Origin of the sequence: Nocardia sp. NPDC059229 (assembly GCF_042754165.1) — a bacterium.
Classification (GTDB): domain Bacteria; phylum Actinomycetota; class Actinomycetes; order Mycobacteriales; family Mycobacteriaceae; genus Nocardia.
Window position 1 is genome coordinate 315,021 of record NZ_JBHZAK010000001.1, and the last position, 13,408, is coordinate 328,428.

Here is a 13,408-nt window from a genome sequence, read left to right on the forward strand (position 1 = left end):
GCGGCGGGCTTCGCCGCCTGCCAGCGAGGTCAGCTGCCTACGGCGAAGTCGCCCGAGTTGCCCATGGCCTGGGTCAGCAGGCTCTTCCGGTACTGCTCCAGGGCGACCAGGTCGCCGAACAGGGCCATGTAGCCGTCGGGCTGTTCGGTCGAGGAGATGCGCTGGAGCTTGGACTTCAGTTCGGCGATCTGGCGGCCGACCCAGGACTCCTGCGTGCGGGCCAGGACGCCGGTGACGAAGCGGGGGATGTCCTCGGCGGACTTCACCGGGAGGGGCTCGGCGGCCAGTTCGGAGACCAGGGCCCGCAGGGTGAGGTCTTCGGTGTTGTCGGCGACCGTGGCGACCCATTCCGCGCCGGCCAGACCGCTGGCGGTGCCACCGGCCTCGGCGATGGCGGCGCGGACGGCGATGTAGGCGGGCTGGGTGAAGGCTTCCGGCTCCAGGGCATCGAAGACGGGGCCCGCGAAGGCAGGGTATTGCAGTGCGGCGGCCAGGGTTTGACGCTGCGGGAGCAGGGTCGGGTCGTGGGGGTTGGGGCGGGCGGCGGGATGCTCGGTGACCTCTTGGCGCGCTTGGCGTTCGGGGATGCCGGGTTTGGTGCCGGTGCGGGCGCCCTTGCGGGCTTCATCGCCGACGCGGCGCACAACCTGCTGGATGTCGTCCCAGCCGACCCAGCCGGCCAGTTTGGTGGCGTACGCCTTGCGGAGGGCGAAGTCCTTGATCTGGGAGACGACGGGGACGGCGCGACGCAGCGCCTCGACCTGCCCCTCGGGGGAATCCAGATTGTGTTCGGCGAGCAGGCCGCGGATGACGAACTCGTACAACGGGACTCGGCGGGCGACCAGATCGCGGACCGCGCCGTCGCCATTGCGCTGGCGGAGTTCGCAGGGGTCGAGGCCGTCGGGGGCCACGGCGATGTAGGTCTGGCCGGCCAGTTTCTGGTCGCCGGAGAAGGCCTTCAGGGCGGCGGCCTGGCCCGCCTCGTCGCCGTCGAAGGTGTAGATGATCTCGCCGCGCCAGAAGTTGTCGTCCATGAGCAGGCGGCGCAGGATGGCGAGGTGCTCGTCGCCGAAGGCGGTGCCGCAGGAGGCGACAGCGGTCTTGACGCCCGCCATGTGCATGGCCATGACGTCGGTGTAGCCCTCGACGACGACGGCCTGGTGGCCCTTGGCGATCTCGCGCTTGGCATGGTCGAGGCCGAACAGCACCTGAGACTTCTTGTACAGCAACGTTTCCGAGGTGTTGATGTACTTGGCGGTCATGGTGTCGTCGTCGTACAGGCGGCGCGCGCCGAAACCGATGACCTCGCCGCCGAGATTGCGGATGGGCCACAGCAGGCGGCGGTTGAAACGGTCCATGGGGCCGCGCTGGCCCTGCTTGGACAGGCCCGCGGCCTCCAGCTCCTTGAAGTCGAAACCCTTGCGCAGCAGGTGTTTCGTGAGCGTGTCCCAGCCGCCGGGGGCGTAGCCGCAGCCGAACTGGCGGGCGGCGTTGTGGTCGAAGTTGCGGTCGGTGAGGTACTTGCGCGCGGCTTCCGCGCCGGGCTCACCGAGCTGGGAAACGTAGAACTCGTGCGCGGCGGCATTGGCGGCTACCAGGCGGGAGCGGGTGCCGCGGTCACGCTGCACGGAGGTGCCGCCACCCTCGTAGTTGATCTTGTAGCCGATGCGGTCTGCCAACTGCTCGACCGCCTCGACGAAACCGACGTGCTCGATCTTCTGCAGGAAGGCGAAGGCGTCGCCGCCCTCACCGCAGCCGAAGCAGTGGAAGACGCCGTGATTGGGGCGCACGTGGAAGGACGGGGACTTCTCGTCGTGGAAGGGACACAGGCCCTTCATGGAGTCGGCGCCGGCGCGCTTGAGAGTGACGTACTCACCCACGACATCCTCGATCCGGACACGTTCACGAATCGCCGCGATATCGCGGTCCGGAAGTCGGCCTGCCACGGAGCGAGTCTAGCGCTCCCCCGCCTCCGCGCGATTCGGCGCACAGCACAGAACAGCAGCCCTCCCCGACCCGTCCCGTCGTGGATCGTCGGGAACGTGACGACTGATCTCGTTGCGAGGAGGGTAACTCGCCGGGGACGTCCGAGATGGGTTCGGCACTCGACCGCCGGCACGCCTCCGCGACGGTCAGCGGCTCGCTGCTGTGTGCCGAATCGCGGAGAGGCGGGGGAGACTGCGAGGATCTATCGGTGCTCAGCCTCTATCACGACGCCCGGACGCCGGTGCATGCCGTGCCCGCCGGGGTGAAGGTGCTGGTGCTGGCGGTCGCGGGGACGGCGTTGTTCTTCGTGCCGTCGATCGTGTGGGTGGGGGTCGCGCTGGCGGTGGTGCTGGGTTTGTATGCGGTCGCGCGGATTCCGTGGCGGACGACCGGGCGGCAGGTACGCGGGCTGGCACCGTTTCTCGTATTGATCGTGGTCGCGCAAGTGGTCTTCACGGACTGGCACACCGCCATCCTGGTCGGCGAGCGACTGCTCACGCTGGTCCTGCTGGCCAATTTGGTGACACTCACCACACGCACCTCGGCCATGGTCGAGACCATCGAGCGGGCGCTCGGTCCGCTCCGGCCGCTGGGCGTCCGCCCCGAGCGCGTGGGCCTGCTGGTCGCCATGACCATCCGATTCATCCCCGTTATCCGTGACCAGGCCGAACTCGTGCGCTCGGCGCAGCGCGCCCGCGGTATCGAGCGCAGCACGGTCTTCCTGGTACCGCTACTGATCCGCACACTCCGCATGGCCGACGGGGTCGGCGAGGCACTGGACGCCCGCGGCCTGGAATGAAGGGGCCGAACCGGGGCCATTTAGGATGCCTCGGTGCGTAGTAGGGATTTGGCGCAGATCGCGCTGTTCGCGGCAATCATGGTGGTGTTGGGATTCTTCCCGCTCATTCAGCTGCCGGGAGCCTTCGCGCCGTTCACCTCGCAAACCCTGGGCGTCATCCTGGCCGGGTCGATTCTGGGCGCCAAGCGCGGTGCGCTGGCCATCCTGCTGTTCGATGTGCTGGTCTTCGCCGGCCTGCCGGTGCTGCCGGGCGGACGCGGCGGGCTGTCGGTGATCATGGGCCCGACCGGTGGCTTCGTGATCGCCTATCCGATCGGCGCATTGGTGATCGGACTGCTCACCGAGCGCCTGTGGCGGTACTACAACCTGCCCATCGCCCTGCTGATCAACTTCCTGGGCGGCGCGATCGTGCTGTACGTCATCGGCATTCCGTGGATGGCCGCCGCCGCGCACATCGCGCTGGGCAAGGCGATCACCACCTCGGTGGCGTTCCTGCCCGGCGACGTGTTCAAGACCGTGGTCGGCTCGCTCGCCGCGGTGGCGGTCCGCAAGGCGTATCCGATGATTCCGGCGCGGGCATGATCGAACTCGACGGCGTCTCGCATCGGTTCGGGGAACGCGCGGTGCTGCGCGACCTCGATCTGCGCCTGAGCGAGAACCGGATTGCCGTCATCGGTTCCAACGGGTCCGGCAAGTCCACGTTCGCGCGATTGCTCAACGGGCTGCAGGTGCCCACCGACGGGCGGGTGCGGGTCGACGGGCTCGATACCCGCAAGCAGGGCAGGGCCGTTCGCAAACTGGTCGGATTCGTCTTCCAGGATCCGGATGTGCAGATCGTCATGCCGACCGTCGCCGAGGATCTGGCCTTCGGGTTCAAGCACCACGGCGTCGCCAAGTCCGAGATCCCGGACCGCGTCGGCGCGACCCTCGCCGAATACGGCCTCACCGAATTCCGCGACCACCCGGCGCATTTGCTCAGCGGCGGGCAGAAGCAGCTGCTCGCGATCGCCGCGGTGCTGTCGGTGGGACCGAAGTACGTGGTGTTCGACGAGCCCACCACGCTGCTCGACCTGCGCAACACCCGCCGCATCTCCCGTCTGCTGCACGAACTTCCGCAGCAGCTGATCGTGGTCTCACACGATCTGGACCTGCTCGCCGACTTCGACCGGGTGCTGGTCTTCGACGAGGGCCGCATCGTGGCCGACGGCCCTCCGGGCGAATGCATCGCGCACTATGTGGCCATGCACGCCGCGAACTGATCAGCGGGATCTTCCGATTCGCAGCCAGCGCGGACGCGCGCCCCGAGATGGGTCAGCATCACTCTTCGCGCCCGAACAGATGCCGCCGCACATGGGCATTGAGCCGTTGCCCCGGCCGCGAATTGAACGCCATGTGCACACTCACCCGCGGAATCTCCCCCTGCACCGGTGTCACCCGATGCCGTGATCGCCGCCCGGCGTGCAGCACCAAGGTCCCCGGCACGGTCGGCAGCATCTTCACCATGTGCCGGTGCCGCATGGGCAGCCCGCCCCCGCGCTCGATGAAAGCCCCGGGCAGCGGAATGTATTCGAGCGCCCCGCCCCGCTCCGGCGCGACGATGTGCAGCATCACCGTGTAATCGGACATGTCGTAGTGCCAGTCCTGCACATCCCCGTTCTCGTGAATCTGCACCGTCATGGCACCCAGCTCGTCGGCCGAGCGGTAGGCCTGCTCCCCCACCAGGTGGGACACGAACTCCCGCAATGGTTCCCAGTGGTAGAGCGCCTTCAGCGGCGAGGAATCCGGAATCCGATCGCACGCGACCGTGTACTCGAACCGCATGGCGTCGCCCAGCCCGTCGGAGAGCACATCCGCGGCCATCTCGGTCACCGCGGCGGGGCGCAGGAATTCGGGCAGCACGGTGACACCGCTGACCAGGAAGTCCGCCTGCGCCCGCTCGATCACCTCACGCAGCCGTGCCACCGACCTCCGGTCCAGCGGGTACCGATCCAGGTCGACTATGCCGTCCACCTCGCGGGTCATCGCGCCCCCTGCCGCCGGTTCCACCGGATTCAGGGTATCGCGGCGGCGACCCGTTCCAGGCGGCTCTCGGTGTAGGACGCGATCTGGTCGACGATCACCCGCACCCGCGCGGTGTCGTCGACGGCCGCCTCCCACCACGGCAGCAGCAGCCGGTCCAGCCCGTGCGGGGCGGCTTCCAGCAGCCGGTTGGCGACCAGCAGGATGCGTTCGCGCTGCCCGGCCTGGCGCACCCGGTGGATGGGGTCGGAGAGCACGTAGCGCAGCGCCATGGTCTTGAGCACCGCGACCTCGGCGGCCGCGATGCGCGGCACCTCCAGATCGGCGGTGTAGCGCGACAATTGGCGGCCGCCCCAGGCGGCGCGGGTGGCCTCGACCGCGGCGGTGGCGAAACGGCCCACCAGGTCGCTGGTCAGTCGTTTCAGGGCCACGGAGGCGCGCAGGGAGCCGTCGTATTCGGCGGCGGCGGAGACCACCGGCATCTCCGAGAGCCGCTGCGCGGCGGCGATCAGCTCCTCCAGCGCCAGCGAAGGATGCTGGCGCGCACCGAGTTCCGCGAGCGCGACCTGTTCGACCGGATCGGCCAGCGCCCGCAGATCGATGCGGCCCACGATCACCCCGTCCTCGACATCGTGCACCGAGTACGCGACATCGTCGGACCAGTCCATGATCTGCGATTCCAGGCACTGCCGGCGATCCGGCGCGCCCTTGCGGACCCAGTCCAGGCGGTCCATGTCGATGCCGTACGCGCCGAACTTGGAGCGGGGACCCGTTCTGCCCCAGGGATATTTGATGACGGCGTCCAGTGCGGCCCGGGTGGGGTTGAGCCCGAAGCTGACGTCCTGATCGTCGATGACCTTCGGCTCCAGCCGGGTGAGGATGCGCAGGTTCTGCGCATTGCCCTCGAAACCGCCGTGCGCGTCGGCGAATTGGTCGAGCGCCTGCTCGCCATTGTGGCCATAGGGCGGATGCCCGATGTCGTGCGCCATCCCGGCCAGATCGACCAGATCGGGATCACAGCCCAGGCTGTCGGCGATGCTGCGGCCGATCTGGGCGACCTCCAGCGAGTGGGTCAGCCGCGTGCGCGGGGTGTCCCCGTCGCGCGGCCCCATCACCTGCGTCTTGTCCGCCAGCCGTCGCAGCGCCGCGGAATGCAGCACCCGCGCCCGATCCCGCGCGAATTCACTGCGCCGGGCCGGGCACGGCGACCAGCTCAGTCCCGCGGTCCGCTCGGTTTCGGGCACCATGCGCTCCCGATCGGCCTCGGAGTACACACCGTCATAGTCGATACGTGCGTTCATCGCTCACTGATCCGCCGTGTATTTGAAATCCGCCGAGAAATGGGTCAGCTGGTACCAGAGCAGGGCGAAGGTCTCCCGGAAGATGCCGTGCGCCTGCGATTCCCGGGTGTACACCGCCGGGCCGGTGCGGGTGGGCGCGGTCCAGGCGGCCAGCCCGGCATCACGCATCATGGTGCGGGTGCGCAGCGAATGCCAGGGGTCGCTGACCAGCACCACCGACGACTTGCCGCGCGCCAGTAGCGCTCTCGACACCGCCTCCACGCTCTGCAGGGTGTCGGAACCGGTTTCGACGGCCAGGATCCGATCCTCCGGCACGCCACGGTCTTTCAGATAGTTCTTCCCCGACGCCGCCTCGGTGTAATTGTCACCGACCTGCTTGCCGCCCACGGTGACGATCATGGGCGCGATCTGCTTGCGGAACAGCTTGTACGCCTGGTCCAGTCGCGCCTCGAACACCGACGACGGCGTGCCGTCGTATTGAGCCGCGCCCAGCACCACGATGGCGTCGGCGGGCGTGTAGTCGTCGATGCGGGCCACCTGCCAGACCCGCACGGCGGTACCGCCCACCACCAGGACGCCCATGAGCAGCGTGCCGATCAGCAGTCGCCGTGTCCAGCGCAGCACACCGTGTCCGCTCGGGGGGTTGACGGAGGTCATGTCCCGGACCAGACAGTCCGGTTCGGTCGGGCGGTTCCGGAGTTTCACCAACCGCGTCGCCGCCACTCGGGCAACTGCGGGCGCTCCACTCCGAGGGTGGTGTCGTCGCCATGGCCCGGGTACACCGCGGTTTCGTCCGGGTAGCGGCCGAAGAGTTTCGTCTCGACATCGCCGAGCAGCGAGGTGAACTGCTCCGGCGAGAGGGTGCGGCCGACGCCGCCCGGGAACAGCGAATCACCGGTGAAGAGGTGCGTGCGGCCGGCACCGTCGGTGAGCGCCAGCGCGACCGAGCCTGGCGTGTGCCCGCGCAGGTGGATGGCTTCCAGCTCCAGTTCACCGACCTGGAACCGGTCGCCGTCCGCGAGCAGCCGGGCCGGGGTGACGGGCAGCGGGTCGGCGTCCAGCGCGTGGGCGGCAGTGGGAGTCTCGATCGCCTTCACGACATCCGGCAGCGCGATCCAGTGGTCCCGGTGCTGATGCGTGGTGACGATGAGTTCCACCCGGCCCGGCGCCTCCTGGCCGATGAGCTCGAGAATCCGGTCCGCCTCATTGGCGGCATCGATGAGCAGCGTCGCGCCGGTGGCGGCGCACTGGACCAGATAGGTGTTGTTGTCCATCGCGCCCACCGACATTTTCACGATGCGCGCACCCGGCACCTCACGCTGCTGCGGGTTGGAGCCGGGCGAGACGTGTCCCGTGTAGGGCGAATCGATCGTGATCACTCCCCGATCGTAGTCATGGCCCTCGACACAGTGTGCAGAAGAAACCGACCCTCAGCGTTCCAGAGTTAGATTCGGAGCATGCGGCTATCGAAGCAGCTGTTCCTCCTCGTGATCGGCTTGCTCCTGGCCTCGGCCCTCGTCGGCGGGCGGGCCGCACCGGCCACGGCCGACGCGCCGCTGCGGTTGCCCGGCTATGTGACCGACAATGCCGGCGCGCTCGATCCGGGGCAGACCGCGGAACTGCAGCAGGCCATCGACTCGCTGTACTCGCGCGACCACGAGCGGCTGTGGGTCGTCTACGTGCGCAATTTCAATGGGATGGACTCACATTCGTGGGGTGAGCAGACCGCGCGGCTGTCCGGGTTCGGGGATCGGGACGTGCTGCTGTCGGTGGCCGTGGACGATCGGGCCTACGCGTTCACGGGAACGCTGCCCAAGTCGGTCAGCGACAGGGACCTGGACAAGCTGCTGATCGACCAGGTCGAACCCAAACTGCGGGCCGGGGATTGGGCCGGGGCCGGGCTGGCCGCGGCGAGCGGGCTGTCGCACGCCATGAGCGGGTCCGGCGGTGTCGGGCTCGGGCCGCTGCTGATCCTGGCGCTGGTGGTGGTGCTGGCGGTGCTGGGTGTGTGGCTGTGGTCGCGGCGGCGCAAGACGCGGCGCGAACGATCGGTGATGGAGTCGGCTCGCAGGACCGATCCGACCGATACCGCGGCCTTGGAAGCCCTCCCCCTCGTGGTCCTGGACGCGCTGTCCAAGGAAACCCTCGTCGACACCGACAACGCCATTCGCACCAGCACCGAGGAATTGCGGCTGGCCACCGACGAATTCGGGACCACCGCCACCGCGCCGTTCACCGCCGCGCTCACGGGCGCGAAGAACGCGCTGGCCAAGGCCTTCTCGATTCGCCAGCAACTCGACGACGACATTCCCGAGACGCCCGACCAGCAGCAGCGCATGCTGGTCGAGCTGATCAGCAGCTGCGGCAGCGCGAATCGGGAACTCGACGCCAAGGTCGGCGAATTCGACGCCATGCGGGATCTGCTCATCAATGCCGGCGAGCGGCTGGACGCGCTGACCCGGGCCATGGTGGAGCTGACCGCGCGGCTGCCGAAATCGCAGGCCACGCTCGCTCAGCTGGTGGCCGACCACCCGGCCTCGGTGCTCGCGCCCATCCGCGACAACGTGAGCATGGCGCGGGAGCGAATCGGCTTCGCGGAGAAGACGATCGAGGACGGCCGGGCCGCGGTCGCCAAACCCGTCGGCCAGCAGGGCGCGGCAGTCGCGGATATTCGTACCGCCGAATCCGCCGTGGATGCCGCGCGCACGCTGCTCGACGCGGTCGACACCGCCGCCACCGATATCGACCAGGCTCGCGCCGGATTGCCCGCGATCATCGAGGAACTGCGCCGCGACCTCGCCACCGCGGCCGGACTCTCCGAACACGGCGGGACCGAATTGCCCAGCGCCACAGCGGCTGCCCGCACCGCCCTGGACCAGGCCACCGCCGACGCCGCCACCAACCCGCTCGGCGTCTTCCGGCAGGCCATCGCCGCCGACACCGCCCTCGATCAGGCCATCGCCGCAGCCACCGACCGCAAGCGGGCCGCCGACGACCTGCGCCGCCGCCTCGACCAGACCCTCACGGCTGCTCGCAGCCAGGTCAATGCCGCGGCCGACTTCATCAGCACCCGCCGCGGCGGCGTGGACGCCGAACCCCGTACCCGCCTCGCCGAGGCCCAGCGCAGCCTCGAGCAGGCCGAGCAGCTCGCACCCGCCGACCCGGATCGCGCACTGCAATCCGCCCAGCGCGCAGCCGAACTCGGCGCGCGCGCCCTCCACACCGCCCAGGCCGCCGTCCGCGACTGGCAGGCCCAGCAGCAGCGCGTCACCTCCGGCTCCCAAACCGGCGCCATCCTCGGCGGCATCCTCATCGACGGCATGCTCCGCGGCATGGGCAACGAATACCGTCGCGGCGGAGGAGGTTTCGGCGGCGGGAGCGGTGGCTACGGCCCCGGCTCCTTCGGCGGCTCCGACGGCTCCCGCCGCATCAGCCGCGGCGGGAGGTTCTGAGCACCTACCGGTCAGCCACGGCAGAGCCTGTGGTCGGCCGCTCCTTGCGAATCACGGGCCGCCGAAGTCGATTCCCGCAGCCTTCGCCTAGACGATCGGCCACCGGTGATCCGCGAATTCGGCTCTGCAGGCGATGATGCGCGGCTTCGAAGACTTCCGAAGGTCAGAGCCAGCCTAGGCGTTCGGCAGCTCGTACTGCTTCGGCGCGGGTTCGGGTGCCGGTTTTGCCTATTGCGGAGGAGAGGTGGTTGCGGACTGTGCCTTCGGACAGGTGGAGTTGTTTGGCTATCGCGCCGGCGGTTGCGCCGTTGGCCGCGGCGGCGAGGACTTCGCGTTCGCGGGCGGTCAGGGGTGAGGTTCCGGCGGTGAGGGTTTCGGTGGCGAGGGCGGGGTCGACGACGCGCAGGCCCATGTGGACGCGGCGCACGGCATCGGCCAATTCCCGGGCGGGCGTGTCCTTGACGACGAAGCCCGAGGCTCCGGCGTCGATGGCGCGACGGAGATAGCCGGGGCGGCCGAAGGTGGTGACCATGAGGATGCGGACCTCGGGGTGGGCCGCGTGCACCTGTGCCGCGGCCGAAATGCCATCCTGGCCCGGCATTTCCACGTCCAGCAGGGCCACGTCGGGGGCGGTGCGTGCGACGGCCGCGAGGACCTCGTCGCCCCGGCCCACCTCGGCGACCACCTCGAGGTCGGGCTCGAGGCTGAGCAGGGCGGCGAGGGCGCCGCGCACCAGGGCCTGGTCGTCGGCGAGCAGCAGTTTGATCATTCCGGCTCCTTGATGGTCGCCGGAAAGCTTGCCAGCACCCGCAATCCGCCCTCCGGCCGGTTGGCGAGGGTGAGGGTGCCGCCGGTGGCCTGCACCCGCTCGCGCAGGCCGGCCAGGCCGGAGCCGGTGCGCGCCGAATCGCTCATGCCGACACCGTCGTCGGACACCTCGATGCTGGTGGGGGTGACCCGCACCCGGCAGTGGGCCGCGCCGCTGTGCCGCACCACATTGGTCACGGATTCGCGCAGCACCCAGCCGAACACCACGCTGTGGCGGATCGGCAGGTCGTCGGAATCCGGCAGCTCGGCCTCGATCTCGGCGGCGCGCAGCGCGGTGCGGGCATTGGCCAGCTCACCCGCCAGCGACACCTCACGCAGGCCGCCGACGGTGGAGCGCACCCCGGCCAGCGCCTCCCGGGCCAGCCGCTCCACATCGGCCATCTCGGTTTTCGCCCGGTCCGGGTCGAGATCGACGAGTCGTTGCGCCAGTTCGGTTTTCACCGTGATGACGGTCAGCGAGTGGCCGAGGATGTCGTGCACGTCGCGCCCGACCCGCAGCCGCTCCTCCGCCACGGCCAGCTCGGTGAGCTGCTTGCGGGCCAGGTACAGCTGGTGATTGCGCACCAGGATCACGCGAATCCCGCCGACGGCGAAGCCCGCCAGCGCGATCGACTGGATGAGCCCCCAGTCCGGTGGCTGACCGGTGACCAGCTGCGGTGCCACCCCGAACGCCACGATCAGCGCCAGCTCCAGCGGGATCGCCAACCGGACCGGCGCGCTGAAGCCGATGTAGGAGGCGAGGTAGACGCTCATGCTCAGCACCGAGGAGTGCAGCGTGACCGCGGCCGCAAGGATCAGCGCCGTCTGTGCGACCAGGGGAATCAGGACCGTCCGCAGCCCGGGGTCGGGTGGCCACGCCCCGCCCACCGGGCGGCCGCCCCGCACCAGCGTCCAGTACGACCAGATATAGCAGGCACCGAAGGCCACGATCACCGCGAGCGTGTACGCCCGGGCCACCGGGTTGTCCAGCTCCCAGCCCCGCCGCAACGGCTCGATCAGATACACCGCCCACACCGCCGCGAACAGCGACCCGAACCGCCGCCGTCGCCGAATGCCCTCTTCCTCCGCGTCCACAGAGCCGGACGCTACACCGAGCAGGACCGGTGGCGGCGACAGTCGCGGACCGCCTGTGCCGCGGACGGATCGCTCCGTGTCCGGGCCGCCGTGGTCCGCGGAGCCGCTCCACACCGCGCGGACAGACGCGCCGAGGCCCGGCCGGGCGGTGCGCTCGGCCGGACCGGCGTCCCGGGATCGTTCAGCGGGCGGTGTCACGGCGGAAGAGGTAGGCGGAGCCGAGGGTGAAAACGGCCGCCCAGGTCACGACGTTCACGATGGCCAGGACGATGCCCGCGGCGCTGGGCTGGGCGAAGGGGGCGCGGGTGAGGACGGCTATTCCGTTGGTGGGCACCAGTTTCGAGACGATCTCGAACCAGCCGTGCAGCGGGTTGAACAGGCCACCGGCGAAGGACAGCAGGGCCAGGGAGACGCCGAGCAGTTGCATGACGTTCTCTGCGGGCAGCAGGTAGCCCATGAACAGGCCGAAGGCGGCGAAGACCAGCGAGCCCAGCCAGGCGATCAGGAAGCAGCTCACCCACGCCGACGCCGGCAGGTGTGCGCCGAAGACAGCTCCGGCCACGAAAACCACTGTCACCGAGAGCAATCCGAGCACCATGGCCACCAGGATCTTGGTGGCGATGTAGGCCAGCGGGTGCAGCGGGGTCAGGCGCAGCTGACGGCTCCAGCCCGCCGCCCGCTCGACGGCCACCCGGGCCGCGCCGGTGGAGGTCGCCAGCAGCGCGCCGTAGACGGCCATGGAGACCATGACGTAGCCGGTGGCATTGCCGGTGCCGAAACCCTCGCTGCGATAGCCGGCGCTGGTGCCGAAGATGATGAAGAACAGCGGCGGCATGACCAGGGCGAACAGGACGGTGCGCTTGTCGCGCAGGGTGCGCCGCAGTTCCAGGCGCAGGAAGGCGGGCCGGAAGCCGCCCAGCGGTCGTGCGGGCCGGGTGTCGAGGGTGGTCATCGGTGGTCTCCCGTCGTGGTCAGGGCGAGGAACGCGTCCTCCAGGTTGTGTCCGGAGATCTCCAGGTCGACGGCCGCGGTGGCGGTCAGCAGGTAGCGGGCCACCACGTCGGAGTCCTTGGCGCGCACGATGATCCGGCTGCCCCGCTGCTCCACCTGGTCGACGCCGGGCAGGGCCAGCAGTCGCGCCGGATCGGCGGCCGGCAGGGTAGCGCTGATGGTGCGGCCCGCGGCCAGGCTCTTGATCCGGGCGGCGCTGCCGTCGGCCACCACCCGCCCGGCCCGCACCAGCACGATGCGGTCGGCGTAGGCGTCGGCCTCGTCGAGGTAGTGGGTGGCGAACAGGACGGTGCGGCCGCGGCGGGCGTCGTCGCGGATGGCGTGCCAGAAGTCGCGCCGCCCTTCGACATCCATGCCGGTGGTGGGTTCGTCGAGCACGACGAGGTCGGGATCGGGCAGCAGGGCCAGCGCGAAGCGCAGCCGCTGCTGCTGGCCGCCGGAGCACTTCCCGACGGGCCGGTCGGCGATGTCGTCGATCCCGGCCCGCACCAGGACCTCGTGGACCGGGCGCGGGCGCGCGTGCAGGGTGGCGATCAGGCGTACGGTCTCGCCCACCGTCAGGTCCGGCAGCAGCCCGCCGGACTGCATCACTGCCGAAACTCGGCCTCCGGCAATGGCTTCCGCGGGTGTCGCGCCGAAGACCCGTACCTCCCCCGCATCGGGGCGGGCGAGGCCGAGCACCATGTCGATGGTGGTTGTCTTCCCCGCGCCATTGGGCCCGAGGAAGGCGATGATCTCCCCCGGCCGCACCGTCAGATCCAGTCCGTCCACGGCGCGCACCGTCCCACCGGGCGCGGCGAAAGTCTTGACCAGACCCCGTATCTCGATGGCCGGAGCAGTCCCGTGCCCGGCCCGCTGGACCGCGATGCCATCAGCAGTAGCGTTCATAGCTCTACTTTCGGCCGCCGGGGTCCGCGGCACCTCCGTCGTCCGTCACT

Annotated in this window: 13 protein-coding genes; 4 read left to right on the forward strand and 9 right to left on the reverse strand. The window is 69.8% G+C overall.

Going from position 1 to position 13,408, the window contains the following annotated elements; all coding sequences use genetic code 11:
- Positions 1 to 29: 29 nt before the first annotated feature.
- On the reverse strand, positions 30 to 1,946 hold the full coding sequence (dnaG, locus tag ACFXHE_RS01565) for a DNA primase (RefSeq protein ID WP_379378735.1): 1,917 nt from the start codon (positions 1,944 to 1,946) through the stop codon (positions 30 to 32).
- A gap of 146 nt (positions 1,947 to 2,092) precedes the next feature.
- On the opposite strand from dnaG, the gene ACFXHE_RS01570 reads away from it, so the two are divergent.
- Genes ACFXHE_RS01570 through ACFXHE_RS01580 form a run of 3 tightly spaced genes read left to right on the forward strand, consistent with a single transcriptional unit; the run spans position 2,093 to position 4,044 of the window.
- On the forward strand, positions 2,093 to 2,785 hold the full coding sequence (locus ACFXHE_RS01570) for an energy-coupling factor transporter transmembrane component T family protein (RefSeq protein ID WP_379378737.1): 693 nt from the start codon (positions 2,093 to 2,095) through the stop codon (positions 2,783 to 2,785).
- A gap of 33 nt (positions 2,786 to 2,818) precedes the next feature.
- Positions 2,819 to 3,367, forward strand: a complete 549-nt coding sequence (locus tag ACFXHE_RS01575; RefSeq protein ID WP_379378739.1) for a biotin transporter BioY — start codon at positions 2,819 to 2,821, stop codon at positions 3,365 to 3,367.
- Entirely contained in the window at positions 3,364 to 4,044 is a 681-nt protein-coding gene (locus ACFXHE_RS01580; protein ID WP_379378741.1) for an energy-coupling factor ABC transporter ATP-binding protein, read from the forward strand. The genes ACFXHE_RS01575 and ACFXHE_RS01580 overlap by 4 nt, the downstream gene beginning before the upstream one ends.
- 58 nt (positions 4,045 to 4,102) lie before the next feature.
- Here the strand turns inward: ACFXHE_RS01580 and ACFXHE_RS01585 are convergent, their stop codons facing one another.
- Genes ACFXHE_RS01585 through ACFXHE_RS01600 form a run of 4 tightly spaced genes read right to left on the reverse strand, consistent with a single transcriptional unit; the run spans position 4,103 to position 7,484 of the window.
- Positions 4,103 to 4,831, reverse strand: coding sequence for a hypothetical protein (locus tag ACFXHE_RS01585; protein ID WP_354835423.1), 729 nt, complete (start codon positions 4,829 to 4,831; stop codon positions 4,103 to 4,105).
- A 5-nt stretch (positions 4,832 to 4,836) separates the two neighbouring features.
- Positions 4,837 to 6,105 carry a deoxyguanosinetriphosphate triphosphohydrolase gene (locus ACFXHE_RS01590; RefSeq protein ID WP_379378743.1) on the reverse strand — a complete coding sequence of 423 codons (1,269 nt, stop codon included), beginning with the start codon at positions 6,103 to 6,105 and terminating at the stop codon, positions 4,837 to 4,839.
- Between the two features lie 3 nt (positions 6,106 to 6,108).
- The gene (locus ACFXHE_RS01595; protein WP_379378745.1) at positions 6,109 to 6,762 is read right to left on the reverse strand and encodes a YdcF family protein; all 654 of its coding nucleotides are present in this window, start codon (positions 6,760 to 6,762) and stop codon (positions 6,109 to 6,111) included.
- Between the two features lie 44 nt (positions 6,763 to 6,806).
- The gene (locus ACFXHE_RS01600; RefSeq protein WP_379378747.1) at positions 6,807 to 7,484 is read right to left on the reverse strand and encodes an MBL fold metallo-hydrolase; all 678 of its coding nucleotides are present in this window, start codon (positions 7,482 to 7,484) and stop codon (positions 6,807 to 6,809) included.
- Between the two features lie 78 nt (positions 7,485 to 7,562).
- Between ACFXHE_RS01600 and ACFXHE_RS01605 the strand changes: the two genes are divergently transcribed.
- Complete coding sequence (locus tag ACFXHE_RS01605; protein WP_379378749.1) at positions 7,563 to 9,557, forward strand: TPM domain-containing protein; 1,995 nt, start codon at positions 7,563 to 7,565, stop codon at positions 9,555 to 9,557.
- 163 nt (positions 9,558 to 9,720) lie between these two features.
- Here ACFXHE_RS01605 and ACFXHE_RS01610 read toward each other — a convergent pair whose 3' ends face one another.
- The 4 genes from ACFXHE_RS01610 to ACFXHE_RS01625 all read right to left on the reverse strand — a co-directional run bounded on the left by ACFXHE_RS01610 (position 9,721) and on the right by ACFXHE_RS01625 (position 13,358).
- Positions 9,721 to 10,326, reverse strand: a complete 606-nt coding sequence (locus tag ACFXHE_RS01610; protein WP_379378751.1) for a response regulator — start codon at positions 10,324 to 10,326, stop codon at positions 9,721 to 9,723.
- Entirely contained in the window at positions 10,323 to 11,459 is a 1,137-nt protein-coding gene (locus tag ACFXHE_RS01615) for a sensor histidine kinase (RefSeq protein WP_379378753.1), read from the reverse strand. Before ACFXHE_RS01615 ends, ACFXHE_RS01610 begins: the two co-directional genes overlap by 4 nt.
- 181 nt (positions 11,460 to 11,640) lie before the next feature.
- The gene (locus ACFXHE_RS01620) at positions 11,641 to 12,411 is read right to left on the reverse strand and encodes an ABC transporter permease (protein ID WP_379378755.1); all 771 of its coding nucleotides are present in this window, start codon (positions 12,409 to 12,411) and stop codon (positions 11,641 to 11,643) included.
- The gene (locus ACFXHE_RS01625) at positions 12,408 to 13,358 is read right to left on the reverse strand and encodes an ABC transporter ATP-binding protein (RefSeq protein ID WP_379378757.1); all 951 of its coding nucleotides are present in this window, start codon (positions 13,356 to 13,358) and stop codon (positions 12,408 to 12,410) included. The genes ACFXHE_RS01620 and ACFXHE_RS01625 overlap by 4 nt, the downstream gene beginning before the upstream one ends.
- Positions 13,359 to 13,408 lie beyond the last annotated feature (50 nt).